This window comes from Mycolicibacterium nivoides (assembly GCF_003855255.1).
Taxonomy (GTDB): Bacteria; Actinomycetota; Actinomycetes; order Mycobacteriales; family Mycobacteriaceae; genus Mycobacterium; species Mycobacterium nivoides.
In genome coordinates, this window is the sequence record NZ_CP034072.1 from 1,333,147 (window position 1) to 1,356,996 (window position 23,850).

The following is a 23,850-nucleotide window of genomic DNA, read 5'->3' on the forward strand; positions in this document are numbered from 1 at the left end:
TTTTTGTGTGACTACGAGTACCGTTAAACGTATCGGTGTTCCGTCACGCAGATTGCCCATCGGGGTTTGGACCATCGATTCAACAGGCCGATTTGGTTCGGTCATAGATGGGAGCGTCCGCATGACGCTACAAGCGGTTGACAATTCGCAACGGGTGCAAGGCCCGTCCCGTACTCCGAGATTGCGATTGAAACCGAAGGCACCACGCATTGGGTTCGTCGACGGGGCGTGGTGGCCTCACGGCGATGACCTCGGCGCTGAACTTCCTGACCTTCTCGCGGTGCTGTCCGTCAGGCTGGGGCATGTCGAACGGGTACTCTACCGATTGTCGGACTGGCGGCCCGCGCCTCGAAAAATCGACACTGGTGGCGGTCCAGTCAAGCTGGACGGATATGAGCGCCAACCGATCTCAACGATCAGTCTGCAAGGACCCGGATTCCGTCGACTCGACTTGCTGGTCGTAGCTGTGCACACGGACGCCTCCGACGCGCACGCGACGATGATGAGGGCCGCACATCCCAGCGACCAGACCCATGTCGACCGCCTCCTCGGGATCGGACCGCGCGTCCGGATCAGCTTGGACCGGGCCAGCGTTGCCCAGCAACGCTGGGAATCAATGATCTTCAAGCCCCGCAGAGCGTTCCCCAATACCCATCCGGTGACCGCCTCTGAAGAGCAAGACGCTGGCGATATCGTCAGGGATCGGATTTGACCATGACTGTACAAGTAACACGCAACGACGGCGTCACTGATGAGTTTGGCCGCTTCGGCGATTGCTACATCAAACACACCGACGGGTCACTGGAGGTTGTCCGAGCCGAAACAATGCCGGCCGCGACCTATCCGGCGGGACGCTGGACTGAGGTAGTAGGGGACGAGAAGCGCAGGCACCGTGGGCTGTTTCACCACCGCACATAGTGCGGTTGCAGTCGAGTGACCTGCGAGTCAGGTTCGAGATTCACTCGCGCCATTGCCTGACCCCGTTCAGCCGCGTTGCGGTGCCAAACGTGGGGAAGCCGTTGTTCCGCCTTCTGATTCCCAGCGTTCTTGAGCAGTGGATGCCTGGGTGCGTCTGTCCCGGTCTCGTTGGCTGATCATGAGCAATCCGTCGACGGTCGCGGCGTTGTGGGGTTGCGCCGCGGTCATCATGGTGCGGTGTGCGTCGTCGGCATCGGTGTGGGGAGGAATCACCAGTAGCGTGATCCGGTCACCGTCGAGCCCGAGAACTTCGACGGTGTTGATCGGCTGTCGCCGATACCCATCCAGGCGTACCGCCCGCCCTCCGGTGATGAGCTTTCGTGGCGCTTTCGCCCATGCGCTCAGGTGATACAGCACCCGGTCGATGCGGCCCAGTCGCACTGAGAGCACGGCCAACAGGTCTGGCAGCTCTGTGCTGAGGTCATCTGTGTGCGGCCACCACGCCCCGTCGACATAGCCACTTTGTGGTGCTTTGGGCTTCAACCGCAGGCGCGGCGTACGCGCCGGCACGATGGAGTCCTGATCATTTCTGCGTGTCTGCTGTGGCGTCATGACGACGCTCCCGTCTGGACCGCGTGACGCGGCCCTATCCTTCAAATCAGCGATGACACACTCGAAATGGTTGCGTGTACGAAGTACCGCCGATAGTTGTGATCCTACGCTGGTCCAGCCTGAATGCAGGCCCGGTGAGGCGATCGTTGGAAAAGGTGGCCCGAGACTCTCCCACCTCTATCAGCCCGGTCATGCCGTGCTGCCCAACGCACCGTGGGTACGGGGCGCGACGTCTGCCGTCTCAGCGATGAGGTGATCGACGACGTCGAACAGGTTGTTGCTCATGCACATGACGCGACGCTGCCGGGCCGCCGAGCTGCCGTCTGCCAGCGCCCGGCGCGCCAATTCCTCAACGGCGTGCCAATCTCCGGATGCCTCCAGCTGTGGGCGCAGCATCTGGACCAAGTCGGTCACCACATCGCCCGCGGGGCGACTCGCCGGATGAATCAAGTCCACCAGGTCGCCTTCCAGCCCTGACCGGGCAGCTCGCCACAGCGCGGCGCGGCCGAGCGGGGGGACCACCACGGCGGCAGGCACCCCGGCGCGTAGTCCCTCGATTTCACGTTCGACGAGCGCGCGGAATAGCGCCGCGATGAGCACGATGGTGTCGGCACGTGGGCAGCTATCGCATACGCGCAGTTCCAAGGTAGGAGTTCGCAGGGCGGGGCGAACGTCGAAGTACGACATCCCCGCATCGCTGATCACTCCGGTCGCAACGAGATTGGAGATCAATGTGTCGTACTCCTCGGCCGACGTGGCCGGCGGCGCCAAACCAGTGGTGGGCCATCGTTGCCATACCAGTGTGCGGACACTGCTGTAGCCGGTGTCAGATCCGTCGGACCAGAATGGCGAACTCGCGCTCAGCGCAAGCAGGGTGGGAACGTAAGCGGCCACCCGGCCGGCCACCAGAACAGACTCGTCACGGTCCTCGATTCCAACGTGTATCTGGGTCCCACAGATCAGTTGTTCGCGCGCCAACAGCTGATAGTCGGCAAGCATCTGCTGATAACGGGAAGTCTGGGTCACCTGCATCTCGCTGGGCACCGACAACGGAACCGCGCCTGCGGCAACCACTCCCAAACCGAGAGTGGCGGCGGTATCGACGAGGACTCGGCGCCTCGCTATCAGATCAGCCCGCAGCTCCGGAAGGGTACTGACCACGCTGCCGTTTGCCTCCACGACACAGCTCTGCAATTCGGCCACATAGCCGTCAGGCAGCAGGTGCAGCAGCTCTGGTGCCCGCGTTGCCAGCCGTCGGGTTGTGAGGTCGACAACGTGGAACTCTTCCTCTATACCGACCGTCCGGGGCATCTTGGAGACTGTCAATTGTCTTGGCGTTGCTTGCGATCGGCACTCGTGTGCGGATGGGGTGGCTGTGGGACGGTATCCATCGTGTCCGCCCGGTCCCACTGAGTTGTCGAGCTGCTCAGGGGAGTTCGGTGCCGCGTCGCGGCGGACGTCCATGCCTCGCGCTGCCGAGATTGCGGGCGGTCCAGGTTGGCGGATCTCTGGATGTTGTCGGGTGTCGCAGAGCGGTCTTTGTCGCGCTTATTGCCCGTCACCCATGCGAAGACGGCGATAGGCACTATCGTCGCGAACACCACGAGGACGACGAAAACGACATTGCTGGTAGCCATAATCGGCTCCTTGTGATTGTTGAAACGTGAGTACTGCACGCAGCCTCGAAGTGGATATGCCTTCGACTATTGGGGTACGGGGCCGATCATGGCCGTCGGCTCAATGGTCGCCGGCCATGACCCACGGGCCGGTCAGTAGTAGTGGCGCCGGCCACCGACCGCGTGACCCGCTCGGCCCATCAGCATCATGAGCAGGCCTACGACCAGCAGGATGACCCCGATGACCAGTACCACGTGGGCGAAAGCGAATGTGGGGACGAGGCTGGGGAGGAGGAGCCCCAGAACGATCATGATGATTCCGAGGATGATCATGGTTATTACCTAGTTTCGGTATGGATGTTTGAGGGCAGGTCCGCCCCGGGATCAGTGTTTGAAGGCGTCTTTGAGCTTGTCGCCTGCCTGTTTGGTGTTGCCTTTGACCTGGCCGGTGCGTCCTTCAGCCCGCAGGCGGGTGTTGCCGGTCATGCGGCCAAAGACTTTCTTCGCGCTACCCATGGCGGCTTCGGCTTTGTGGGCGACCTTTTTGCCAATGCTCATTGTGCGGCTCCTTGATTTTCTGTGTTCATGGCCCGTGAGTGCGGGATGAAGATTGGGGCGGGAGATTGGTTGGCCGGAGTCAACGACACCTCGAGTTCGTGGTGGGTGGGGCGCCTTTGTCCCGCGGTGCGCCGTACACCGGCCGGCAGCACGCTCAAGCCGAGCATGGGAATGCGCCGACGAAGACGCCGAAGACGCGCGCTGTACGTCGGCCCGGTGATGTCATCGCCGAATACGGAGAGATTCGCGTTCAGTAGGTGAGTGGGCCCCGAGTTTGTCAGTGCCCCGGTGAACCCCACGACCACCGCGGCGAGCAAAACCACCAATCCAACGATGACGATCATGGCGGCGCCTCTACTGATGCTTAGAAGTCCAGTACACGCCTGATCAACAACATTGTCAACGGCGTAGATCTACGGCATAGGCATACTCTGTTGACATGGCGAGATGCTTTGCCATTGTTATGTCTACGGTGTAGGCCTACAGTGAAGGTCAACATTGGAGACATAGCCGAAGGTGGCAACATCCATGACCCAGCCGCCAGCAGGTCCAACTGGACCCGCGCCCGTCGCCCGCAACATCGAGGCGGACGGTGACAGCGGGCCGATCACCCGTGCGGCGGTCCTGGCCAGCGCCCTGGAGATTATCGACCGCGACGGCGTCGACAAGCTCTCGATGCGGAGGCTCGGCGAGGCGGTCGGGCGCGACCCGATGGTTCTCTATCGCCATGTGCCCAACAAGGCTGCGGTGCTCGACGGGGTCGTCGAGATGGTCTTCGAACAGCTTCCGCTGGACACCACAACGCCGGATTGGGCCGCCGCATTGCGCAAGCTCGGCCACGAGTTCCGCGATCTGGCGCGCGCGCATCCCAATGTGGTGCCGTTGTTGGTCACCCGTCCGCTGGCGACACCACTTGGGATGCGGCCCCCAGGAATCCTGCGGCACCTCGAAGAGGTTCTCACTCTGCTCATCGGTGCCGGGTTCACCGGGGCGGACGCGGTGCACGTCTACCGGGCGTTGTTCGGATTCCTGTACGGGCACGTACTTACCGAACTGCAGGAAATCGTCGAGCGGCCTGAGGAAACCGACCATGTACTGCGGCTGGGACTGCACCGACTTCCGATCGACCAGTTTCGGCACCTTCGCGAGCTCGCGCCAACCTGGGCGTCCTACGACGGACTGGCCGAACTCGACCGCGGACTCGACATTCTGCTCAGCGGACTTGCCGCTCGGCTCGCAGTCCCGGGCGCCGCTCCGGCGCCCACCGCTGAGTCTCCGTAGGACGACCACGAACGGACGTGACCTCGATGCCGCACTTGCATCTTTCCAAACTCACCCTCTTCCTGTGCGAATAGGCATGACCCACAGGCTCTTACGGACTTGGTACGACGATGGCAATAACAGACGCAGCCGAATACGCCCACCTTTGCGAGGCCGACGTCGAGCTACTCGGTGTCGAACTGGAGGCAATCCGTCGCGACATCGAGAATTCGCGCGGTGAACGAGATCGGGCATATATTCAGCGGGCCATCGCGTTTCAGCGCTGCCTCGACATCACGGCACGGCTCATGATCGCCGTCAATCGAAGCAGGCCCGGCTGGGCACTGGGGACCGCCGCGCTGGCCACCGCGAAAAGCATCGAGAACATGGAACTCGGTCACAACATCTGCCACGGTCAATGGGATTGGATGAACGACCCGGAAATCCACTCCAGCACCTGGGAGTGGGACATGGCCGGCGTCTCCTCACAGTGGCGGTACGCCCACAACTACCGGCATCACGTGTTCACGAACGTCATCGGCATGGACGACGACCTGGGATACGGCGTCATGCGGGTCACCCGCGACCAGCAGTGGCGGTTGAGCAATCTATTTCAGCCGTTCCGAAGCATATTGCTGGCCATCATGTTCGAGTGGGGCATCGCCCTGCAGGGGTGGGAGTCGCAGCAGAAGCGCGCCGCGACGGGCGACGACAAATCCGCGCTCACCCGAGCCTTGGTCCGCAAGGTGGCGCGGCAGGCCGGCAAGGACTACTTGATCTTTCCGGCGCTGAGTCTTCGACGATGGCGCCGCACGCTCACCGCGAACGTGGCCGCCAATGTGCTGCGAAATGTGTGGGCCTACGTGGTGATCTGCTGTGGCCACCTCGGCGACGGTACACAGAAATTCGCACCCGCCGCACTGGAGGACGAGTCCAAATCCGAATGGTATCTGCGACAAATGCTCGGTACCGCGAACTTCCGTGCCGGGCCGATGTTGGCGTTCCTCAGTGGAAACCTCTGCTACCAGATTGAGCACCACCTCTTTCCCGATCTCCCGAGCAACCGCTACGCGCAGATCGCTCCAGAGGTTCGGTCCATATGCGCCCGCTTTGACCTGCCGTACACGACCGGTCCGCTCGTACGTCAATACCTAGGGACCGTGCGAACCATTTTCACGCTCGCACTCCCGGATCGGCTTCCGTCCAGCGATTGTGACGCACCAAAAAACCCAGCCATGGTGCTTGCCGGGGGAGAACGGTCATGGTGACGTTTCGACGCTCGTAGCGGGGGCGCTCAAGGTGGAACGAAGACCAAATTGTCGTTTCCTCCATTGAATTCGGACAAGACGCGGCCCTGTCGGCGCTGCTCGCGTGATCATCGATCACATGACAAACAAGCGGGTGTTCGGTGTCTACCGCGGCCTCGTAGCTGAGAACGTCGATCCGGAACTGGCCGGACGGGTCAAGGTCACCTTGCCCGCCGATGCCGGCGGGCAGGCGCTGTGGGCGCCGATCGCGCAGCCCGTCGTGAGTGTCGCGCAGGAGGCGCCGGCCGTGGGAACGGAGGTGCTTGTCGCGTTCGAGGCGGGCGATCCCAACCGTCCCTGTGTGATCGGTCGATTGTGGCGGGAACCGCCGATGCCTGCCGTCCAGACCTTGACGCTGCGCAGTGGGCATCAGGTGGTGATCGACGAGCCCGCGCAGGAAGTGCGGTTGCGTCACCCCAACGGCACCGAGCTCGTCCTGGAATCCAATGGCGGCCTGACGATTACCGCACCGGTGGTCAACGTCCAAGCAGCAGCGGCCAATTTCAGCGGTACGGTCACCTGCACGACGATGGTGGCGACCAACGGGGTGATATCACCGTCCTACACGCCCGGCGTCGGCAACATCATGTGACCCAAGGCCGGCCGCCTACGCACGAATACCGTTGCGGTAGAAGCAGATATGTCATTGTGACGAATTGATGGCATGGAGCTGCACCCCGTCTACGGGAAGGGGATCGGGGGAATCGCTGAAGGTAGCGGGATCTCGGGGATATCGGCAGGCAACTCGACATGCGGCACATCGGCCGGAAGTTGCTCACGCGGGATCGCATTCGGCATCTCTACGTTGGGCACGGCGCTCGGCAACGGAATCGGCGGAATGTCGCTGGGCAACGGTACGGGTGGAATGTTGGGCGGAACAGGCAGTGTCGTCACCGAGTCGTTGGACGCGACCGACTGACTCGACTCGACACTGCAGCCCACGGTCATCGCGAAGACGAGCGCGATCGGGAGGCACAGCGCACTGCGCTGGTGTATCCGTCGCGCCTCCGTGGGCATCTGGCCGACTCCTCGTCAAGTAGAGAACCACGACGTTATCACCGGCGCTCCGCCGGCAGCTTCTGTCTCGCACGGCAGCCGCAGCGATCGCACCGCTCAGTAGTCGCACCTGAACTCGACATGAATTGGCTATGCATTGTCTATGTCGACATTTATGCGTCGCCTATGAATTCCTCGCATTATATTCAACCGCGACTAAACTCAACACAAAGGCGGAGCGCAGGAATAGGCGTGCACTTCGCGAAAGCTGGAAAGGGAATTACATTGCCGAGCGGCAGGATCGTAGGGAGCGTCGTCGTTGCCTCAGCTGCGGCTGCACTGGGATTAGGCTTGTCCGCGCCGGCATTGGCAGCGCCGACAGGTCAGACATCGGCGCAAGCGACAATCAGTGAGCTAGAGGCACAGGGATTCCGGGTGATCCTCAACAAGGTCGGTAACGCACCCATGGACCAGTGCACGGTGACCGCCGTGCGGCAGGGCACTGACGTCAAGCATTCCTGGGTGCAGCGGGGCCCGACTGGCAGGGTGAACAATCTCGTGCGCTACACAACGGCGTATGTCGACCTCATGTGCAATCGCTGAGTATCCCGCAGCGGGGAATTGACGTATTAAGATTTCGGCAGATCTGTATTCGCATTGAATTGCAGACGGGCGGACATTGCCACCATCGGAGAGCATATGGAACCGCGGTGTTTTCTGTAAGAAGTGCCCTGGGAACACAGGTCCGCGCGAATTTGGTCGCGCCATCCATCAATCACCGCGTTGAATACGGCCTCGTCAGCCCGCAGTAGGCGAAATATCCTCGCGACGGAAGCTGCGAGGAACGACCCCCGGCAGTTCCCCAGGCATAGCGAAGACCAATGGACGCCAACGCGAGAGGCTGATCAACGTCATCAGCACGATATGGGCGGCGTCGGCCAAACGGAGCCACGCAGCCGCGCATCAATCGCCTGCGGCCCGCAGCATGACCTCTGAAATGTTGGTGCGGCTCTGCCCGTCGAGGGTGCCCAATTTCGAAATCCACACCAGCACATTGGAGGTTTCCGTCTGATTGTCGACGGTGATGGTGTTTTCCCCGGGTTGTAACGCCACTGTCGGCGTCAGCTCGGTTGTGTCGGACAGGCTGTTCGGGCGGGCACTGTCGGCCGCACGAATCTGGACCTCTGTTCCGGTGCTGGGCACGTCGATCGTGACCTCGCTCAATGTGGTCGGCGAGGGGAGCTGAAGTAGCAGGCCGACGCCTTCCTTGAAGGCAGGAAACGGCGCAGCATCTTGGTAAATGTCGGTGGGCCACGACGTGTCCGGGTTGCCGTCGATGGCCAGCCCCGCCTGATCCGGATGGTCTGGTGAGCCGCCGGGGGAGAACACCGTCGCACTCTCGGGCGTCACGATCGGCCCCGGGGCGCTGTGCGACGACGAGCCCAAACCGCGAATGAGAAGGACGGACATGGCAACGATCATCGCGATCACGGCCAGGACCAAGACGATGCGCACGGGACCGGACGTCAGAGCACGGCGGCGACTACCTGACCTCACTTCAGACGAGTTGCGCCGGCGGCGTCCGCGGGTCCCGGCCGAATGATTGACCACCGAGTCGGCGAACAGCGTTCGGTCATCCCAGGGGCCGCTGACCTCCACCACATCCCCGTCGGAGAGTTCTCCCGTGATGGAGTTGCCACGGAGCTCGACCGGCACGACAGTGTGCGCCTCACCCGTCGACTCGTATCGCTCCACGCGAAACGTCCAGACCGCTTCCTCGCCGTCATGCCCGGACGGTCGCTTCTGCACCCCTTGGGCAGTGCCCAGGATCGTGAGCAGGGCCAACCGCTTGGTCTCCGGTGAGCTGCGCTTCTCGTGGTCGTCGGGGAGCTCGAGCGGGGCGGTGTGCGGACCGGCATCAGGGAGAGTCGGCTCGGTATCCCGCTTCGCCACCGGTTCGGGCGCGGTCGACACATCCGTACTTCCCCCCAGCGCCCGCGCGAAGTCCAGGCAGCGCGCATAGCGCTTGCCGGGTTGCTTCGCCAGTGCCTTCGCCATCACGGCGTCGAGATGGGCGAGGTCGCGACGACGCTCGGACAGCGGCGGCGGTGGTGTGTAGAGATGTTTGCCGGCCTGGACGATGCGATTGGTGTCGTCGAAGAGAGCCGCGCCGGTCAAGAGATGGAATGCGGTCGCAGCCAGGGCGTACTGGTCTGCCCGGCCATCGAGCGTCTTCCCGGCGAGCTGTTCGGGCGCTACATACGCGACGGTACCGATGGCCACGTCGGTCTCCGTGAGGCCACTCGCGTCATCGGCTTCCCGGGCGATGCCGAAATCGGTGAGCAGTATGCGTCGCCGGGCACTTCCCGACGGGGTGGTGACCAGGATGTTCGCCGGTTTGACGTCGCGGTGCAGCAGGTTCCGTTCGTGCGCGACGTCGAGGGCTTCGGCGACGGCTGTCACGATCTCCACCACATCCTGGTAGGGCATCCCAGACGGGTGCTGCTCGATCAGATGCTTGGCGTCGGTGCCCTCGACATAGTCCATCGAGATCCACAGCCGGCCGTCGGACTCACCACGATCGTGCACGCCGACGATGTGTGGATGCCACAACGCTGCGGCCAGCTCTGCCTCGCGGGCGAACCGGGCGCGGAACTCCTCATCGCGCGTGGTGTTCACCGAAAGGATCTTGAGTGCATCCAGACGGGGAAGGCGAGGATGCTGGGCCAGGTAGACCTCACCCATGCCACCGGCGCCGAGGAGCCGCTGAATGGTGTACCCGGCAAAGACGTCACCGGCATTGAACGGCATGTTCGAAGCCTACAAACCAGGGCAAATCGAGCGCGAACAGGTGTTCGTCAGGGCGGCGACGCGCCAAACAGCATCAGCCGAGCCCGCCCCAGAACCGGGTGAGGGCAGCCGCGCCACGAGCCGGGTCCTGCACCATCCACCAATGCCCCAGGCCGTCGAGCACCTCCGTGCGAGCACCGGCCCGCGTCGCAGCACGCTGCCGAATTTCGTCGGAGCCGATGTAAGGATCATCGGTGGCGAGCAGGGAAAGGCCCGGCCGGGCCTGAGCGTTCTCCAGCGCGCGCCCGGCCTCCGCCATGGCGGGTTGGCGGGCCGAACGGTATAGCGCGAGGATCGCCCGCCCCATCTCCGGTCCTTGCTCCGCCGCAATCGACGTTGCGATGTCGATCGGTATCCCCAGCGCGAACATCTGGGCGGCGCGGTCCTCGACGGTTCCGCCCAGCATCGTGTCGACGAGTTCCTCACCATCTCCGGGTGTCTGCCATACCTGGGCCATGTCGTGCCACACGTAGTCGGGGTCGAGGACTCCGATGACATCGGTGGCCCAGCTGCGCACCAGCTCAGGTCGATGCATGACGACACTCATCACATGGCCGCCACCCCAGTCATGCCCGACGACATCGACTGGTTCGTCGATGTTCTCCAGCTCGGCTTCGAGCCAGTCACGGTAGGCAAGGAAGGTCGCCGAAAAGCCGTCGGGGAGTGGGGCACCGAATCCTGGCGGCGACAGGCGCACAACATCGTCGCGTCCGAGCGCCTCGACGAGCGGACCCCAGATCGCGTCAGTCTCCGGATTGCCGTGCACGAGAACCACAGTCATGGAGGTCATCCTTGCATCGTCATCGTCTTGAGGTGCCTGTTCGCTTGATCCGCCTGCGCGCAAGCGAGCTCCGTACGCCTGCGCGTGTCGGGTTCAGTTCAGCCTCTCGGTGAGGTGGACCTCGACGTCGTCACCGTCAGTCACGCCCGGCGGCGGTAACTTGATGTGACGACATCTGGCGAAAACCGTTCTGCTACAGCAGAATACGTCACAGTGACGATTGTTGGGCTTGTGGCGGGTTCGAAAAAGGAGATGGCAGGAATGGCAGAAGGCAACTGAATTTGCGCGATGTCGGCAAACGGCGCCGACGGAAGGTCACCCGGAAACGGGAACGGTGGGATGTTGGCAGGAATCGGCAGTGGCGTCGCAGGATCGTCCAATGCGACAGATCGGGTCGGATCGGTGCGGACAGCCGGCGGTGACCGCCAGCGCGGCCATCGGGGACACGAACAGCGCAGTTCGCCGCCGCGTCCGTCCGGTCGTCCCTACACCGTCGTGGACAACGCCGTGAGATTCACCGTCGGCGTTATCACCGGCATGACACGTGGAGGTTTCCCGTCCGACCTCTCAGTCCTGGTTGAGGTCCGAAAGCGACTGCAGCACAATCAAATCGGCAAGCAAGGGACCAGGCGAGAAAACGTCACTGTGACGGAATTAGCAGTGTGGAGCCGGAATGGGTAGAGGGGCGTCAGTAACCGTCGCCGCCGATCGACCGGCGCGAGTACCGCCGTGTGCATCCCAGGCGCCGACGGGTTGCGACCGGATCCTTGGCGGCACGGCCGGCGCCACGACGCTTATGCGGCTTGCACAGCGCACAACCGCGCCACGAGCGAGATGGATGATGGTTGGGCACAGGAGGCTCCCGGATATGACTCCGCCAAAGGGCGAAGAAAGTGACTCTACGCGACTGTCCACGGTGTCAGCCCTGTATATCAAAGTGCCGATAAGCTACATTATGTCAAGTCGAACTGAATCCATGCCGCTGCCAGGAGATTGAGCGTCGTCGCGGGCTGGAAGCTGTCCCGGGTCAGCAGTGCGCGGCTGACCAGTCGCGGGTTGGGATCGAGCAGCCGCTGGGCGGATTCCGGATACGAGTGTTCAGGTGGGACGTTGCGGCCGAAGCGGCACCCCACCGCACCCATCCTGGGGTCGCTCAGGTCGTTGTAGGAACCGTCCCGGGTTCGCGCACCCAGGTAGTTGCCGATATCGACGGGTCCGGTCGGTGGGATCGGGGCAGGTTCGGCGGCATACAGATTCGACGTTCGCAGCTGGTGTCGCAGCCCGATCAGCACGGCCAGGCCGATGGCTTTGGGAAGCCGGGCCCAGCCCACCGACTGATCGACGTACTGGGCGATCCGGGCCGCGAATGTGACCGTCACCCATCGGGACCGGGACCAGGCAGCGGCGATGAACACTGGAGCCTGTCTCGCCGTGGTCACCATTCGTTCGTTTCCCTCCGGCCGGAGTGCGTTTCTGCCTCCCAGTACACGATTGTTGTTCACGGAGGCGGAAATGACATGAGTAGTGGGCTACTCGATCCGACATTGCTGATCCGTGTGCGTTTCGAGTAGTCGAATACGCGTGTACGTGCGGCCCGGCTGAGCGACGATCAATCGACGCAGGAAAACCTGGGGTGGCGGATCATGCCGAGGAGCGCGGTGAGTTCAACTGGGGAAGTCTGGGCAGATCGGGTGCTGGTTGCGTTGGGGGATCTGGAGGGGTCCCCGAAACCCGTGGATCTGACGTTGTTGACCGAGACGGTCGCCGCCACGTTCGCGTCGCAGTTCGACGAACGCGACCGGCAATACGAGAACGACAACCCGTACTGGCACAACCGTGTTCGAGAAGCGGTCACCGCACTGCGCAGGCGAAAACTGATCGCCCCGAGGGTGGCGAAGAGCCCAGTCGTGCAACTGACCAAGGCGGGCGCTGACGCCGTCGCGGATGCCCGCGTACGGGCCGAGGCCCCGCCCACGCCGGCGGTGCGGACCGCGGCTCCCTCGCGCGAGCCCACCCCGGTAACGCAGGTCGGAACTTCAGAACCCCCCAAGCGAGACCCTGTCCTGGCCGGTGTCGTGACACCGCCGCTGCGCACGGCGATGGCGCAGGAGAGCAACGACACTCCGATACCGATCATGATCGAGCTCAACTTGACCTTCCAGCCGTCGGTGGCTGCCGCGATCGAACGGGTCGAGGGGCTGTGGACACTGGTCCGCGCGCCGGGCACCCCGGTGCCGTTGGCCGATCAGTTCATTGCCGGGGATCTCACGCCCGACCAGATCAAATCGATCGTGTCCGCCGATGCCGTTCCGCAGGCCTGGCCGCAGCGCGCGATCTACCGGATCTGGCCGGACTTCGAGGTGCACCCGCAGATCGATGCCTCCTCGACCACCATCAAGGCCATCGCCGCCCAGCGATCGTTCGACAGCTTCGGCGACGGAATCGTCTGGGCTGTGGTGGATTCCGGCATCGATGAGAAGCACGCGCACTTCGACGCCTACCAGAACCTGCGCGATCCGTCGGTGGCAGATCTGCACCACGACTTCACCGGCGGCGACGCCCCGCTGACCGACACCGACGGACACGGCACGCACGTGGCCGGGATCATCGCCGGTGGTTTGGTGGACCGTAAGCCCGAGGACATCGTGGTGGTCGAGAAGCGGCTCAACGATCCCGAGTTCGGCGGTGATCCGATCACCGCGCCGCGCACGGTGTCGGATCCGTCGCGGTTGGCGGGTATGGCGCCGAAGGCCAAATTGGTGAGCCTGAAGGTGCTCGGACCCGGGGACGACGCATCCCGAGTGAGCCGGGTGATGCAGGCCCTGGCCTACGTCCGGAAGCTGAACGCCGGCAGTGAGCGGGTGCCCCGGATACACGGCGTGAACCTCAGCCTCGGCTACGAGTTCGACGCCGAGTGGTACGCCTGCGGGCAGAGCCCGATGTGCATCGAGGTCGACAAGACCGTGCGCTCCGGGGTGGTGGTGGTCGTGGCCGCGGGCAATTCCGGCTATGTGTCGCTGAATACGGCGTTCAGCAAGGATTCGGTGAAATTCACCGCCGACATGACGATCAACGACCCGGGAAACACCGAGAGCGCGATCACCGTGGGTTCCACCCATCGGAGTTCGCCGCACACCTTCGGCGTCTCGTACTTCTCCTCGCGCGGTCCGACCGGGGACGGGCGGCGCAAGCCCGACCTGGTCGCACCTGGTGAACGCATCACCTCGGCGGCGGCCGGCAGCCGCCGGGAGAAGGTCACCAACCAGATCGAGGTGGCCGATGACGTGCCCGTGTACATCGAGGAAAGCGGTACCAGCATGGCCGCGCCACACGTGTCCGGCGCGATCGCGGCGTTCCTGTCGGTGCAGCGCGAGTTCGTCAGCGAACCCGAGGCCATCAAACGCATCTTCGTCGAATCGGCGACCTCGCTGAATCGGGACCCGGCATTCCAGGGCAGCGGTCTGCTGGATCTCATGCGTGCACTGCAATCCGTCTGACCTGAAAGGAATCCGATGACCAACGATGTGGCGGAACGGATCTGGCGCCTGGTGTTCGATGCCGAGGGCGATCCCGATCCGGCTGTGCTGGCCGATCTCAAGAACCGGATCGGCGCCGCGGGGCTGACCGATCTGATCATCTTCTCCCACGGCTGGAACAACGACGAGGCGGCTGCGACGTCGTTGTACGACCGGTGGTTCGAGATATTGGCACCGCAACTGGACCCGGCTCGCACGGTCGGCTTCGTCGGGCTGCGGTGGCCGTCTCAGCTCTGGCGCGACGAGCCGATCCCGGATTTCCGCGAACCGGCGGCACACGACGGCGGGGGCGCGGCCGCGCTGGGCGACGCGGTCACCATGCCCGCCGGGCCGGTGACCATCGATCCGGCCCAGCTCGACGAGCTCAAGGAGATGTTCCCCGGCGGCAAGGACCAGCTGGACACCATCGCCGCCCTGCTCGCCGCCCCGCCCACCACCGAACGCGTGCCGGAGTTGCTCGATGCGTTGCGCGCGTTCAGCGCCGCCACTCAGACCGGGTTCAATGACGGTGAAGGCGATGCCCCCGACCAAGGGCCCGGGATGCTTGCGCCGGATCAGGACCCGGAGAAGCTGTTCACCACCTTCGCCGACGAATTGGCCTCGGCCGGTGTGGAATTCGACGACGAGGGCGGGGGAGCGGCCGGCCTGGGCGATTTTGTTGGCCGGCTGTGGCACGGTGCCAAGGAGGCGCTGCGCCAGCTCAGCTACTGGAAGATGAAAAACCGCGCCGGCGTGGTGGGGCGCAAGGGGCTGGGCCCCGTCATCGATCAGCTGCACGCCGAATTCCCCGACCTGCGGATTCATCTGGTCGGACACAGCTTCGGGGCCAGGGTGGTGTCTTATGCCCTTGCCGGGATGAGCGACGTCCAGCCTTCACCGGTCAAGGCGGTGACCCTGTTGCAGGGGGCGTACTCCCGGTTCAGCTTCACCGAACGATTGCCGTTCCGGAAGGGAGCCGGTGAGCTGACCGGTCTGCTCGACCGCATCGACGGCCCGCTGACGGTCTGCTTCTCCAGCCATGACCGGGCACTGGGGACGTTCTATCCGCTGGCATCGGCCGCGGCGGGCGAAGATGCGGCCGCTGCCGAAGACCCGCTGTTCCGCTGGCGGGCCATGGGCTCGCACGGGGCCTACCAGTCTCAAACCCAGAGCCTGGGTGCCAAGGGGACGAGCTACCCGTTCCAGCCCGGTCAGATCCTGAACCTGAATTCGTCGGAAGTGGTGATCGAGGACAAGAGCCCTTCAGGGGCGCACAGCGACATCTTCCACGAGGAATTGACCTGGGTTGCCGTCGCCGCCGGGAAATTGAACCCGGCTTGATTGTGTGTGATCGCGGCTTCGCCGCTCAACACACTCAGTCTGATCGGAAATGAACGCGAGCGTCCAATTCTCTCGCTTCTGTCTTGTGTCCGAGGGGGGACTTGAACCCCCACGCCCGTTAATAGGGCACTAGCACCTCAAGCTAGCGCGTCTGCCATTCCGCCACTCGGACCTGCCAGCCGCTCGGGCTGGGCGCTTAAGGCTAACGGATTGGGTGCCCCAGACCCAAACCGGCGTCCCGGAGCGAATCGGTGGTACCAATGGACCTTGTGACTGCCCCCGCCTCCAGCGCCGACGAGGTGGTCGATCTCGTCAGCGTGCTCATCCGATTCGACACTTCCAACACCGGCGATCCGGCGACCACCAAGCCCGAGGCGGACTGCGCGGAATGGGTCGCCGACCGGCTGCGTGAGGTCGGCTACACCACCGAATACGTGGAGGCCGGCGCCCCGGGCCGCGGCAATGTCTTCGCCAGGTTGCCCGGCGCCGACCCGTCCCGTGGCGCGCTGATGATCCACGGGCACCTCGATGTCGTCCCCGCCGAGCCCGCGGACTGGAGCGTGCACCCGTTCTCCGGCGCGATCAAGGACGGCTATGTCTGGGGTCGCGGCGCGGTCGACATGAAGGACATGTGCGGCATGATGATCGCCGTCGCACGTCACCTCAAGCGCAACAACATCACACCGCCCAGGGACCTGGTCTTCGCCTTCGTCTCCGACGAGGAGCACGGCGGCACTTACGGCTGCCAGTGGCTTGTCGACAATCGCCCCGACCTGTTCGACGGCGTCACCGAGGCCATCGGCGAGGTCGGTGGCTTCTCGCTGACCGTCCCGACGAAGGACGGCGGTGAGAAGCGTCTGTATCTCATCGAGACGGCCGAGAAGGGCCTGTCCTGGATGCGGCTGACCGCGCGGGGCCGGGCCGGGCACGGCTCGATGGTGCACGACGACAACGCCGTCACCGAGATCGCCGACGCCGTCGCGAAGCTGGGCCGGCATCAGTTCCCGCTGGTGCTCAGCGAGTCGGTGGAGCAGTTCCTGACAGCGGTCTCAGAAGAGACGGGCTATGACCTCGACCCGAACTCGCCGGATCTGGAAGGCTCCATCGCCAAACTGGGAGGTATCGCGCGGATCGTCGGCGCGACCCTGCGCGACACCGCCAACCCCACCATGCTCAAGGCCGGCTACAAAGCCAACGTCATCCCGGCCACGGCCGAGGCCATGGTCGACTGCCGCGTCCTGCCGGGCCGCAAGGAGGCCTTCGAGCGCGAGCTCGATGCGCTGCTCGGGCCCAACATCACCCGCACCTGGGAGCGCGACCTGCCCAGCGTGGAAACCACGTTCGACGGCGATCTGGTGGACGCGATGAACGCCGCGATCCTGGCCGTCGACCCCGACGCCCGAACGGTGCCCTACATGATGTCGGGCGGCACCGATGCGAAAGCGTTTGTCCGCTTGGGGATTCGGTGCTTCGGGTTCGCGCCGCTGCGCCTGCCCCCGGAGCTGGACTTCGCGGCGTTGTTCCACGGCGTCGATGAGCGGGTGCCGGTGGACGCGCTGCAGTTCGGGGCGGGCGTTCTGGAACACTTTCTGCGGAACTGCTGACCGCACGAGTCACGACGAGAGGGAACCATGAGCACATCTCCGTACGACAGCCTGCCGAAGCTGCCGACGTTCACCTTGACCTCCGAATCGGTCACCGACGGGCAGCCGCTGGCCAACGATCAGGTCAGCGGGATCATGGGAGCCGGCGGGTCGGACATCTCGCCGCAGCTGAGCTGGTCGGGATTCCCGGCCGAGACCAAGAGTTTCGCCGTCACGGTCTACGACCCGGACGCACCGACCGCCTCGGGGTTCTGGCATTGGGCGGTGGCCGATCTGCCCGCCACGGTGACCGAGTTGCCCGCCGGCGCCGGTGACGGCGGCGAGCTGCCCGGTGGGGCCGTCACGCTGGCCAACGACGCGAGCCTGAAGCGCTTCATCGGTGCGGCCCCGCCGGCCGGCCACGGCCCGCACCGGTACTACATCGCGGTGCACGCCCTGCCGGTGGAGTCACTGGAGCTGCCCGAGGGTGCCACCCCTGCCTATCTGGGCTTCAACCTGTTCGGTCAGGCCATCGCTCGCGCCGTCATCCACGGCACCTACGAGCAGAAGTAGCTCCTCAGCACCCACCTCACCGCGCGAGCGACCGTGTCTGTACGCGACATGCCGCGAAATTGCGTACCTTCGCGGTCGCTCGCGCAGAGGTTGGTGTGCTCGGCTCAGCGGGCAGCTGAACCGACCGCGTCGCTCAGCGACGCGAACCCGCCTGCGTGCAGCCGCTGGGCGATGCCGTCGTGGATTTCTTTGGCCCACAGTCCGCCGCCGTAGATGAATCCCGTGTAGCCCTGCAGCAGGGTGGCTCCGGCGGTGATCCGCTCCCACGCGTCGTCCGCGGTTTCGATGCCGCCGGCGCTGATCAGCACGAGCTTGTCGCCCACGCGGGAGTACAACTGCCGCAGCACCTGCAGGGACCGGTGTGCCACCGGGCGCCCCGAGATCCCGCCGGTGCCAAGGTCGGCGACACCGAGTGTGGCCAGCCCCTCCCGGGACACCGTGGTGTTGGTGGCCACGATTCCGGCCAACTCCAATTCGACTGCCAGGTCCGCGATTTCATCGATATCGCCGTCGGAGAGATCGGGAGCGATCTTGACGAGCACGGGCTTGTTCGTCTCGGCCTTGACCGCGGCAAGGATCGGCCGCAGCGATTCCACGGCCTGCAGGTCCCGTAGACCCGGAGTGTTGGGGGAGCTGACGTTGACGACGACGTAGGCGGCCAGCGCACTCACCAGCCGGGTGCTCTCGGCGTAGTCGGCCACCGCGTCCTCGGGTGGGGTCAGCTTGGTCTTGCCGATGTTGACCCCGATCGGTACGTCGGGGGTGTGCCGGGCCAGCCGGATCGCCAGCGCCCCCGCGCCTTCGTTGTTGAAGCCCATCCGGTTGAGCAGCGCATGGTCCTCGGGCAGCCGGAACAGCCGGGGCTCGGGATTCCCCGGTTGCGGTTGCGCGGTGACGGTGCCGACCTCGGCATATCCGAAGCCCAGCGCGCCCCAGGTCTCCAGGCCGCGACCGTCCTTGTCGAAACCGGCGGCCAGACCCATGGGGCCGGGGAACCGGACCCCGAACACCGTGCTGGCCAGGACCGGATCGGTGGGCGCCAGCCGGCGCGCCAGCGCCCGGCGCAGGACCGCGGGACCGGTGGCGGTGCGCAGCAGGGCGAACACCCACAGGTGAATTCGTTCCGGGGGCACCAGGAACAGCGCCCGCCGCAGAGCCGCATAGATCACAGCGAAGGCGCCTGGGGTGTGCCCGGCATGGATGACGCGGACTTCTTGCGGCGCAAAAGCACCCGTCGGCTCCCATCTGTGTAGGCCCGCACCCGGGTGAGTTCCCAGCCGCGGTACTCGGCCTCGATCGACAAGCGGATCGAGGCGCTGATCCTGGTGACATCCGGCGGTAGCCGCAGCGGTATCCAGTCGTATTCCTCGGAAAGATCCTCGGCGACGACCTTGTCCCATCCGGGAGGCATGCGGCCCTGCTGGATGGTGGTCATCGGCGGCCCGACGCGGTGCGGATCACCTGCACACCGGCTCCCGAGCCCGACACCACGTAGAGGGTGTCGGTCTTGTCGTCGTAGGCCAGGGAGTTCGGTTGCTGCACGGTTCGATAACGCACCTTTTCCACCGGTATGCCGGTGGAGAGATCGTAACCAATCACGGTGTTGGCCGCGGTCTGCGACACCCAGGCCAGCTCGGCGGATCCCGCCAGGCCGTAGGGGGCGGCGGGCACCGGGTAGCGCTGGCGCATGATCAACGGGTCCGCGCCGAACACCAGTAGCTCGCCGCCGCGGGTGTCGGCGACCAGTACCCGGCCCCGGGTGTCGGCGGCCATGGTGGTGGCGCCTTCGCCGGCCCGCAGGGCCTGTGCGGCTTTTGTTCCGTTGGGGTTGACGGCTGTTACCGAGGTTTGTCCGCGATCCAGAACCACGGCGTTATTTCCTTGTGTGACAAGAGAATCCACGCGGGCGAAGATCTTGAGCCGGGCGGCCACGGCGTGGTCACCGGCCATTGTGTAAACAGCTCCGTCGGCGGTGCCCAGCACCGAGTTGCCGTCGGCGCGCTGCGCGATCGCGGTGAATTCCACGCCCTGGGCGCCGTCCACCTCGATTTTGCTGGCCTTGGCCTCGGCGATGCTCACGCGGAAGTATCCGCCGAGCGTGGCGGCCAGGATGTCACCGCGGCTGTCGACGCTCAACGCGGTGGCCGCGGGGGTCAGGTGCACCTCGCGCGGGGGCCGGCTGCCGGTCAGCAGGCTCAGGGTCGAGAGCCCTTCGGACCCGGGCGTCAGGACGGCCAGGGTGCCGGTTGCTGGGTCGAAGACCGCGGTCTCGGCATGCCCGGGCAGTTGCCGGATCTCGCCGTCCGGGGTGGCCGCGACCGGGGGCGAAACAGCGGCCTGAGCGGGCTCGATGGTGGGCGGCGGGGCATCGGCGGGGTTGGACGTGCAGCCCGCGGTGAGCAGCAGGGCCAGCGCGATGAGGCCGGCGCGAACTGGCTGACCTGCGAGAATTGGGCGCAACGGATGGCTCTCGATCGGGAACGGATGGTCGGTGAGGTGCAGGAATCCAGTCTAGGCATGGCCATCGGCCGGAATTGGTCGCGTCTGCAACCACCGCGGCATAAGTGGAGGTATGGTTCGATCATGACCCTCGCCGCAGACCGGGAACTGTGTAACCGAGAGTTTGCTATGGAGGATATTTCCACTGGTGTACACGCCAGTGGGTTTGGCCAAGTTGGCGACGGCCGGAGTTTTTCGTTCCACATCGAGCGCCAGCAGCTGATGATCGAGATCTACCGTCCCCGGCTGTCCGGGCCCGTGCCCGTCGAGGACGATGTGGTGGCCGTGGCCACCCGCAAACTGACCGATATCGACCTGACTGACGAACGCAGTCTGTCGGCAACTGTCCGTGACGCGGTCGCCGGCGCGCAGCCGGTTTCGCGCATCAGTCGCTGACGCATCGCAGCCAGGTCGTCACGGTACGGTCGTCGTCGTGACTGACGTCGGTGCCATGTCCTGGCTGCAAGTGGTTGTGTTGTCGATTGTCCAGGGGCTCACCGAGTTTCTGCCGGTCTCGTCCTCGGGACACCTCGCGATCACCTCGCGGGTGTTCTTCGACGACGACGCCGGCGCCTCGTTCACAGCGGTCACCCAGCTTGGAACCGAGCTCGCGGTGCTGGTCTACTTCGCCCGCGATATCGGCCGCATCATCAAGGCCTGGTTCAGCGGGTTGTTCAACGCGGCGCACCGGTCCGCGGACTACTGGCTGGGCTGGTGGGTGATCATCGGCAGCATTCCGATCGGTGTGTTCGGGCTGCTGTTCAAGGACGAAATCCGTACCGGCGCACGCAATCTGTGGCTGGTGGCCTCGGCGCTCATCGTGTTCTCGGCGGTGATCGCCGCGGCCGAGTACTACGGCAGGCAGACTCGTCGCGTCGAGCAGCTGACCTGGCGCGACAGCATCATCGTCGGCCTCGCCCAGTGTCTGGCCCTGGTACCCGGGGTCTCCCGCTCGGGCGCGACCATCAGCGCCGGCCTGTTCCTGGGCATGGAGCGCGAGCTGGCCGCCCGGTTCGGTTTCCTGCTGGCGATCCCCGCCGTGTTCGCCTCGGGCATCTTCTCCCTGCCCGATGCCTTCCACCCGGTCGGGGAGGGGATGAGCGCCAGCGGAGCCCAACTGCTGGTGGCCACCGTGATCGCGTTCGTCGTAGGCTTCGCGGCCATCGCGTGGTTCCTGAAATTCCTGGTGTCGCACAGCATGTACTGGTTCGTCGGCTACCGGGTGGTGCTGGGCGCGGTGGTGCTGGCGCTACTGGGTACCGGCGTGGTTGCCGCGCAATGATCGAGGCCAGAGGAGAGGGCTCGCGATGAGGACTGACAAATGACGGTGATCCTGCTCCGGCACGGCCGATCGACATCGAACACCGCGCATACCCTGGCCGGCCGCAGCGAGGGCGTCGACCTCGACGAGCGTGGTGCCGAACAGGCCGCCGGCCTGGTCGCGCGCATCGGCGAGCTGCCGGTGACCGCGATCGTGCACTCGCCGCTGCTGCGCTGCGTGCGCACGGTGGCACCGCTGGCCGAGGCGCTCGCGCTGCAGCCGATCGTCGACGACCGGCTCACCGAGGTCGACTACGGCAGCTGGACCGGCCGTGCGATCGGCGAGCTGGTCAAGGAGCCGCTGTGGGCAGTGGTGCAGCAGCAGCCCAGTGCGGCGGTGTTTCCCGAGGGCGAGGGCCTGGCCCAGGTCCAGGCCCGTGCGGTCGCCGCGGTGCGGGAGCGTGACCGCGCATTGGCCGAAGAGCATGGCGCCGACGTCTTGTGGGTGGCCTGCACACACGGAGACGTGATCAAGGCGGTGCTGGCCGATGCACTGGGCGTGCACCTGGACGGATTCCAGCGGATCACCGCTGACCCGGCGTCGATGAGCGTCATCCGCTACACCGACTTCCGCCCATTCGTGATGCATATCAACCACACCGGTGCGCAGTTGAGCGCTGGGCTGGCGGCGAAACCCGCCACCGACGCTGTGGTGGGTGGGTCCACCAACTGACCCGCGGTACCGCTACCGGTATTTTGGAAGGTGCCATGGCCCGCGCAATTCATGTTTTCCGCACTCCCGACCGTTTTGTGGCCGGGACCGTCGGCCAACCCGGTAACAGGACGTTCTACCTGCAGGCTGTCCACGACAAACGGGTGATCTCGGTGATCCTGGAAAAGCAGCAGGTCGCAGTGCTGGCCGAGCGCATCGCCGCCCTGTTGACCGAGATCAACCGCCGCTTCGGCACACCGATCCCGCCGGACACCGGTGAGGTGAATGATCTGCTGCCCCTGGTTACCCCGGTCGACGCCGAGTTCCGCGTCGGGACGATGGGACTGGGCTGGGATTCGGAGGCGCAGACCGTCGTGGTGGAGCTGCTCGCGGTCTCCGAAGGCGAGTTCGACGCCTCGGTGGTCCTCGACGACGCCGAGGAAGGGCCCGACGCCGTGCGGGTGTTCCTCACCCCGGAATCGGCCCGGGAGTTCGCCACCCGGTCCAACCGGGTGATCTCGGCCGGACGCCCGCCGTGCCCGCTGTGCGATGAGCCGCTGGACCCCGACGGTCACATCTGTGTGCGTACCAACGGTTATCGCCGTGGTGAGGTGGCCGGGTCCGAAGATGACACAGAATCCTGACGGAACCCCGGACCGGCCCAGAACCGATGGCGAGGTCCTGGCCGACGGTGAACTGACGGTGATCGGCCGGATCCGATCGGCCAGCAACGCCACCTTCCTGTGTGAGGCGACCTCCGGTGAGCAGCAGGTCCATTGCGTGTACAAGCCGATCCGGGGCGAGGCGCCGCTGTGGGACTTCCCGGACGGAACATTGGCCGGCCGCGAGCTGAGCGCCTATCTGGTGTCGGCCGCATTGGGCTGGAATATCGTGCCTCGCACCATTATTCGTGACGGTCCCGCCGGTCCGGGCATGCTGCAGCTGTGGGTGGATCAGCCCGGGGACCAGGTGGGGGACGAGCCGGATTCCGGCCCCGATCTGGTCGACCTGCTGCCTGCCGGGCACCTGCCGCCCGGATTCCTGCCGATCCTGCAGGCCTACGACTACGCCGGCGACGAGGTGACGCTGGTGCACGCCGACGATCCCCGGCTGTTCCGGATGGCGGTGTTCGACGTGCTGATCAACAACGCCGACCGCAAGGGCGGGCACATCCTGGCCGGCCTGGACGGGGCCGTGTACGGCGTTGACCACGGGGTGAGCCTGCACGTCGAGGACAAACTGCGGACCGTGTTGTGGGGCTGGGCCGGCAAGCCCGTCGACGACGAAACCCTGGCCGATGTCGCGGCGCTGCGCGCCGGGTTCGGCGACTTGGCCGAGCAGCTGTGTGCGCACATAACCGAAGTCGAGATCGCCGCGTTGAGGTCCAGAATTGTTGGGCTACTGAGCAATCCGGTGATGCCGACACCTGATCGGCACCGGCCGATCCCATGGCCTGCCTTCTAGCGGGA

Annotated in this window: 27 protein-coding genes and 1 tRNA gene; 14 read left to right on the top strand and 14 right to left on the bottom strand. The window is 65.0% G+C overall.

What is annotated here, in order from left to right; all coding sequences use genetic code 11:
• The first annotated feature begins 121 nt into the window (after positions 1 to 121).
• Positions 122 to 712 carry a DUF5994 family protein gene (locus EH231_RS06285; RefSeq protein ID WP_124712094.1) on the top strand — a complete coding sequence of 197 codons (591 nt, stop codon included), beginning with the start codon at positions 122 to 124 and terminating at the stop codon, positions 710 to 712.
• A 2-nt stretch (positions 713 to 714) separates the two neighbouring features.
• Positions 715 to 918, top strand: a complete 204-nt coding sequence (locus EH231_RS34210) for a hypothetical protein (protein WP_090434435.1) — start codon at positions 715 to 717, stop codon at positions 916 to 918.
• A gap of 66 nt (positions 919 to 984) precedes the next feature.
• On the opposite strand, the gene EH231_RS06295 is transcribed toward EH231_RS34210, so the two are convergent.
• The 6 genes from EH231_RS06295 to EH231_RS06320 all read right to left on the bottom strand — a co-directional run bounded on the left by EH231_RS06295 (position 985) and on the right by EH231_RS06320 (position 4,048).
• Positions 985 to 1,530: a DUF5994 family protein gene (locus EH231_RS06295; protein ID WP_164480791.1), complete on the bottom strand. Its 546-nt coding sequence runs from the start codon at positions 1,528 to 1,530 to the stop codon at positions 985 to 987.
• A gap of 189 nt (positions 1,531 to 1,719) precedes the next feature.
• Positions 1,720 to 2,841 carry a carboxylate-amine ligase gene (locus EH231_RS06300; protein ID WP_124712095.1) on the bottom strand — a complete coding sequence of 374 codons (1,122 nt, stop codon included), beginning with the start codon at positions 2,839 to 2,841 and terminating at the stop codon, positions 1,720 to 1,722.
• Positions 2,842 to 2,852: 11 nt separating this feature from the next.
• Positions 2,853 to 3,167 carry a hypothetical protein gene (locus EH231_RS06305; RefSeq protein ID WP_124712096.1) on the bottom strand — a complete coding sequence of 105 codons (315 nt, stop codon included), beginning with the start codon at positions 3,165 to 3,167 and terminating at the stop codon, positions 2,853 to 2,855.
• Positions 3,168 to 3,299: 132 nt separating this feature from the next.
• A complete protein-coding gene (locus tag EH231_RS06310; RefSeq protein ID WP_090434446.1) occupies positions 3,300 to 3,479 on the bottom strand; it encodes a DUF6131 family protein in 180 nt (59 codons plus the stop codon).
• Between the two features lie 51 nt (positions 3,480 to 3,530).
• Positions 3,531 to 3,698, bottom strand: coding sequence for a CsbD family protein (locus EH231_RS06315; RefSeq protein WP_409544906.1), 168 nt, complete (start codon positions 3,696 to 3,698; stop codon positions 3,531 to 3,533).
• A gap of 2 nt (positions 3,699 to 3,700) precedes the next feature.
• Positions 3,701 to 4,048, bottom strand: coding sequence for a hypothetical protein (locus EH231_RS06320; protein WP_090434452.1), 348 nt, complete (start codon positions 4,046 to 4,048; stop codon positions 3,701 to 3,703).
• A gap of 184 nt (positions 4,049 to 4,232) precedes the next feature.
• Here EH231_RS06320 and EH231_RS06325 point away from each other — a divergent pair, with 184 nt between their 5' ends.
• From EH231_RS06325 to EH231_RS06335, 3 genes are all read left to right on the top strand, one after another.
• Entirely contained in the window at positions 4,233 to 4,985 is a 753-nt protein-coding gene (locus tag EH231_RS06325; RefSeq protein ID WP_090434455.1) for a TetR/AcrR family transcriptional regulator C-terminal domain-containing protein, read from the top strand.
• Between the two features lie 110 nt (positions 4,986 to 5,095).
• Entirely contained in the window at positions 5,096 to 6,232 is a 1,137-nt protein-coding gene (locus EH231_RS06330; protein ID WP_124712097.1) for a fatty acid desaturase family protein, read from the top strand.
• Positions 6,233 to 6,350: 118 nt separating this feature from the next.
• Positions 6,351 to 6,863: a phage baseplate assembly protein V gene (locus tag EH231_RS06335; RefSeq protein ID WP_124712098.1), complete on the top strand. Its 513-nt coding sequence runs from the start codon at positions 6,351 to 6,353 to the stop codon at positions 6,861 to 6,863.
• A gap of 89 nt (positions 6,864 to 6,952) precedes the next feature.
• Here the strand turns inward: EH231_RS06335 and EH231_RS06340 are convergent, their stop codons facing one another.
• From EH231_RS06340 to EH231_RS06365, 4 genes are all read right to left on the bottom strand, one after another.
• Positions 6,953 to 7,288, bottom strand: coding sequence for a hypothetical protein (locus EH231_RS06340; RefSeq protein ID WP_124712099.1), 336 nt, complete (start codon positions 7,286 to 7,288; stop codon positions 6,953 to 6,955).
• Between the two features lie 942 nt (positions 7,289 to 8,230).
• Positions 8,231 to 10,078 carry a serine/threonine-protein kinase gene (locus tag EH231_RS06350; protein WP_124712100.1) on the bottom strand — a complete coding sequence of 616 codons (1,848 nt, stop codon included), beginning with the start codon at positions 10,076 to 10,078 and terminating at the stop codon, positions 8,231 to 8,233.
• 73 nt (positions 10,079 to 10,151) lie between these two features.
• The gene (locus tag EH231_RS06355; RefSeq protein ID WP_124712101.1) at positions 10,152 to 10,898 is read right to left on the bottom strand and encodes an alpha/beta fold hydrolase; all 747 of its coding nucleotides are present in this window, start codon (positions 10,896 to 10,898) and stop codon (positions 10,152 to 10,154) included.
• Positions 10,899 to 11,851: 953 nt separating this feature from the next.
• Positions 11,852 to 12,277: a peroxidase family protein gene (locus tag EH231_RS06365; protein WP_241177898.1), complete on the bottom strand. Its 426-nt coding sequence runs from the start codon at positions 12,275 to 12,277 to the stop codon at positions 11,852 to 11,854.
• Positions 12,278 to 12,556: 279 nt separating this feature from the next.
• On the opposite strand from EH231_RS06365, the gene EH231_RS06370 reads away from it, so the two are divergent.
• Both EH231_RS06370 and EH231_RS06375 read left to right on the top strand, forming a co-directional pair.
• On the top strand, positions 12,557 to 14,395 hold the full coding sequence (locus EH231_RS06370; protein WP_241177899.1) for a S8 family peptidase: 1,839 nt from the start codon (positions 12,557 to 12,559) through the stop codon (positions 14,393 to 14,395).
• Between the two features lie 15 nt (positions 14,396 to 14,410).
• Complete coding sequence (locus EH231_RS06375; RefSeq protein ID WP_124712103.1) at positions 14,411 to 15,754, top strand: alpha/beta fold hydrolase; 1,344 nt, start codon at positions 14,411 to 14,413, stop codon at positions 15,752 to 15,754.
• An 86-nt stretch (positions 15,755 to 15,840) separates the two neighbouring features.
• On the opposite strand, the gene EH231_RS06380 is transcribed toward EH231_RS06375, so the two are convergent.
• Positions 15,841 to 15,926: transfer RNA gene (locus EH231_RS06380), tRNA-Leu, on the bottom strand.
• 88 nt (positions 15,927 to 16,014) lie between these two features.
• Between EH231_RS06380 and EH231_RS06385 the strand changes: the two genes are divergently transcribed.
• Positions 16,015 to 17,358: a M20/M25/M40 family metallo-hydrolase gene (locus EH231_RS06385; RefSeq protein WP_164480792.1), complete on the top strand. Its 1,344-nt coding sequence runs from the start codon at positions 16,015 to 16,017 to the stop codon at positions 17,356 to 17,358.
• A 27-nt stretch (positions 17,359 to 17,385) separates the two neighbouring features.
• Positions 17,386 to 17,910, top strand: coding sequence for a YbhB/YbcL family Raf kinase inhibitor-like protein (locus tag EH231_RS06390; RefSeq protein ID WP_090431161.1), 525 nt, complete (start codon positions 17,386 to 17,388; stop codon positions 17,908 to 17,910).
• Between the two features lie 104 nt (positions 17,911 to 18,014).
• Here the strand turns inward: EH231_RS06390 and EH231_RS06395 are convergent, their stop codons facing one another.
• From EH231_RS06395 to EH231_RS06405, 3 genes are read right to left on the bottom strand one after another with little or no spacing between them, the layout of a single operon-like run.
• Positions 18,015 to 19,076 carry a quinone-dependent dihydroorotate dehydrogenase gene (locus tag EH231_RS06395; protein WP_164481161.1) on the bottom strand — a complete coding sequence of 354 codons (1,062 nt, stop codon included), beginning with the start codon at positions 19,074 to 19,076 and terminating at the stop codon, positions 18,015 to 18,017.
• On the bottom strand, positions 19,076 to 19,345 hold the full coding sequence (locus EH231_RS06400) for a DUF5703 family protein (RefSeq protein WP_044523793.1): 270 nt from the start codon (positions 19,343 to 19,345) through the stop codon (positions 19,076 to 19,078). Before EH231_RS06400 ends, EH231_RS06395 begins: the two co-directional genes overlap by 1 nt.
• The gene (locus tag EH231_RS06405) at positions 19,342 to 20,370 is read right to left on the bottom strand and encodes a YncE family protein (protein ID WP_124712105.1); all 1,029 of its coding nucleotides are present in this window, start codon (positions 20,368 to 20,370) and stop codon (positions 19,342 to 19,344) included. The genes EH231_RS06400 and EH231_RS06405 overlap by 4 nt, the downstream gene beginning before the upstream one ends.
• A gap of 123 nt (positions 20,371 to 20,493) precedes the next feature.
• Between EH231_RS06405 and EH231_RS06410 the strand changes: the two genes are divergently transcribed.
• The 5 genes from EH231_RS06410 to EH231_RS06430 are packed head-to-tail and all read left to right on the top strand — an operon-like array spanning position 20,494 to position 23,845.
• Positions 20,494 to 20,805: a hypothetical protein gene (locus tag EH231_RS06410; RefSeq protein WP_090431157.1), complete on the top strand. Its 312-nt coding sequence runs from the start codon at positions 20,494 to 20,496 to the stop codon at positions 20,803 to 20,805.
• A gap of 55 nt (positions 20,806 to 20,860) precedes the next feature.
• Complete coding sequence (locus EH231_RS06415; protein ID WP_090432090.1) at positions 20,861 to 21,691, top strand: undecaprenyl-diphosphate phosphatase; 831 nt, start codon at positions 20,861 to 20,863, stop codon at positions 21,689 to 21,691.
• A gap of 39 nt (positions 21,692 to 21,730) precedes the next feature.
• Entirely contained in the window at positions 21,731 to 22,402 is a 672-nt protein-coding gene (locus EH231_RS06420) for a histidine phosphatase family protein (protein WP_090431155.1), read from the top strand.
• A 35-nt stretch (positions 22,403 to 22,437) separates the two neighbouring features.
• Positions 22,438 to 23,025 (top strand): Rv2134c family protein, encoded by a 588-nt coding sequence (locus EH231_RS06425; RefSeq protein ID WP_090431153.1) that lies wholly within the window; start codon positions 22,438 to 22,440, stop codon positions 23,023 to 23,025.
• Positions 23,009 to 23,845: an Rv2133c family protein gene (locus EH231_RS06430; RefSeq protein ID WP_090431151.1), complete on the top strand. Its 837-nt coding sequence runs from the start codon at positions 23,009 to 23,011 to the stop codon at positions 23,843 to 23,845. Before EH231_RS06425 ends, EH231_RS06430 begins: the two co-directional genes overlap by 17 nt.
• Positions 23,846 to 23,850: the final 5 nt, after the last annotated feature.

What these genes read in the sequence shown, in the direction of transcription:
- EH231_RS06285 (WP_124712094.1), top strand. Translation starts at nt 122, where the DNA reads ATGACGCTACAAGCGGTTGACAATTCGCAACGGGTGCAAGGCCCGTCC.
- EH231_RS34210 (WP_090434435.1), top strand. Translation starts at nt 715, where the DNA reads ATGACTGTACAAGTAACACGCAACGACGGCGTCACTGATGAGTTTGGC.
- EH231_RS06295 (WP_164480791.1), bottom strand. Translation starts at nt 1,530, where the DNA reads ATGACGCCACAGCAGACACGCAGAAATGATCAGGACTCCATCGTGCCG.
- EH231_RS06300 (WP_124712095.1), bottom strand. Translation starts at nt 2,841, where the DNA reads ATGCCCCGGACGGTCGGTATAGAGGAAGAGTTCCACGTTGTCGACCTC.
- EH231_RS06305 (WP_124712096.1), bottom strand. Translation starts at nt 3,167, where the DNA reads ATGGCTACCAGCAATGTCGTTTTCGTCGTCCTCGTGGTGTTCGCGACG.
- EH231_RS06310 (WP_090434446.1), bottom strand. Translation starts at nt 3,479, where the DNA reads ATGATCATCCTCGGAATCATCATGATCGTTCTGGGGCTCCTCCTCCCC.
- EH231_RS06320 (WP_090434452.1), bottom strand. Translation starts at nt 4,048, where the DNA reads ATGATCGTCATCGTTGGATTGGTGGTTTTGCTCGCCGCGGTGGTCGTG.
- EH231_RS06325 (WP_090434455.1), top strand. Translation starts at nt 4,233, where the DNA reads ATGACCCAGCCGCCAGCAGGTCCAACTGGACCCGCGCCCGTCGCCCGC.
- EH231_RS06330 (WP_124712097.1), top strand. Translation starts at nt 5,096, where the DNA reads ATGGCAATAACAGACGCAGCCGAATACGCCCACCTTTGCGAGGCCGAC.
- EH231_RS06335 (WP_124712098.1), top strand. Translation starts at nt 6,351, where the DNA reads ATGACAAACAAGCGGGTGTTCGGTGTCTACCGCGGCCTCGTAGCTGAG.
- EH231_RS06340 (WP_124712099.1), bottom strand. Translation starts at nt 7,288, where the DNA reads ATGCCCACGGAGGCGCGACGGATACACCAGCGCAGTGCGCTGTGCCTC.
- EH231_RS06350 (WP_124712100.1), bottom strand. Translation starts at nt 10,078, where the DNA reads ATGCCGTTCAATGCCGGTGACGTCTTTGCCGGGTACACCATTCAGCGG.
- EH231_RS06355 (WP_124712101.1), bottom strand. Translation starts at nt 10,898, where the DNA reads ATGACTGTGGTTCTCGTGCACGGCAATCCGGAGACTGACGCGATCTGG.
- EH231_RS06375 (WP_124712103.1), top strand. Translation starts at nt 14,411, where the DNA reads ATGACCAACGATGTGGCGGAACGGATCTGGCGCCTGGTGTTCGATGCC.
- EH231_RS06385 (WP_164480792.1), top strand. Translation starts at nt 16,015, where the DNA reads ATGGACCTTGTGACTGCCCCCGCCTCCAGCGCCGACGAGGTGGTCGAT.
- EH231_RS06390 (WP_090431161.1), top strand. Translation starts at nt 17,386, where the DNA reads ATGAGCACATCTCCGTACGACAGCCTGCCGAAGCTGCCGACGTTCACC.
- EH231_RS06400 (WP_044523793.1), bottom strand. Translation starts at nt 19,345, where the DNA reads ATGACCACCATCCAGCAGGGCCGCATGCCTCCCGGATGGGACAAGGTC.
- EH231_RS06410 (WP_090431157.1), top strand. Translation starts at nt 20,494, where the DNA reads ATGACCCTCGCCGCAGACCGGGAACTGTGTAACCGAGAGTTTGCTATG.
- EH231_RS06415 (WP_090432090.1), top strand. Translation starts at nt 20,861, where the DNA reads ATGTCCTGGCTGCAAGTGGTTGTGTTGTCGATTGTCCAGGGGCTCACC.
- EH231_RS06420 (WP_090431155.1), top strand. Translation starts at nt 21,731, where the DNA reads ATGACGGTGATCCTGCTCCGGCACGGCCGATCGACATCGAACACCGCG.
- EH231_RS06425 (WP_090431153.1), top strand. Translation starts at nt 22,438, where the DNA reads ATGGCCCGCGCAATTCATGTTTTCCGCACTCCCGACCGTTTTGTGGCC.
- EH231_RS06430 (WP_090431151.1), top strand. Translation starts at nt 23,009, where the DNA reads ATGACACAGAATCCTGACGGAACCCCGGACCGGCCCAGAACCGATGGC.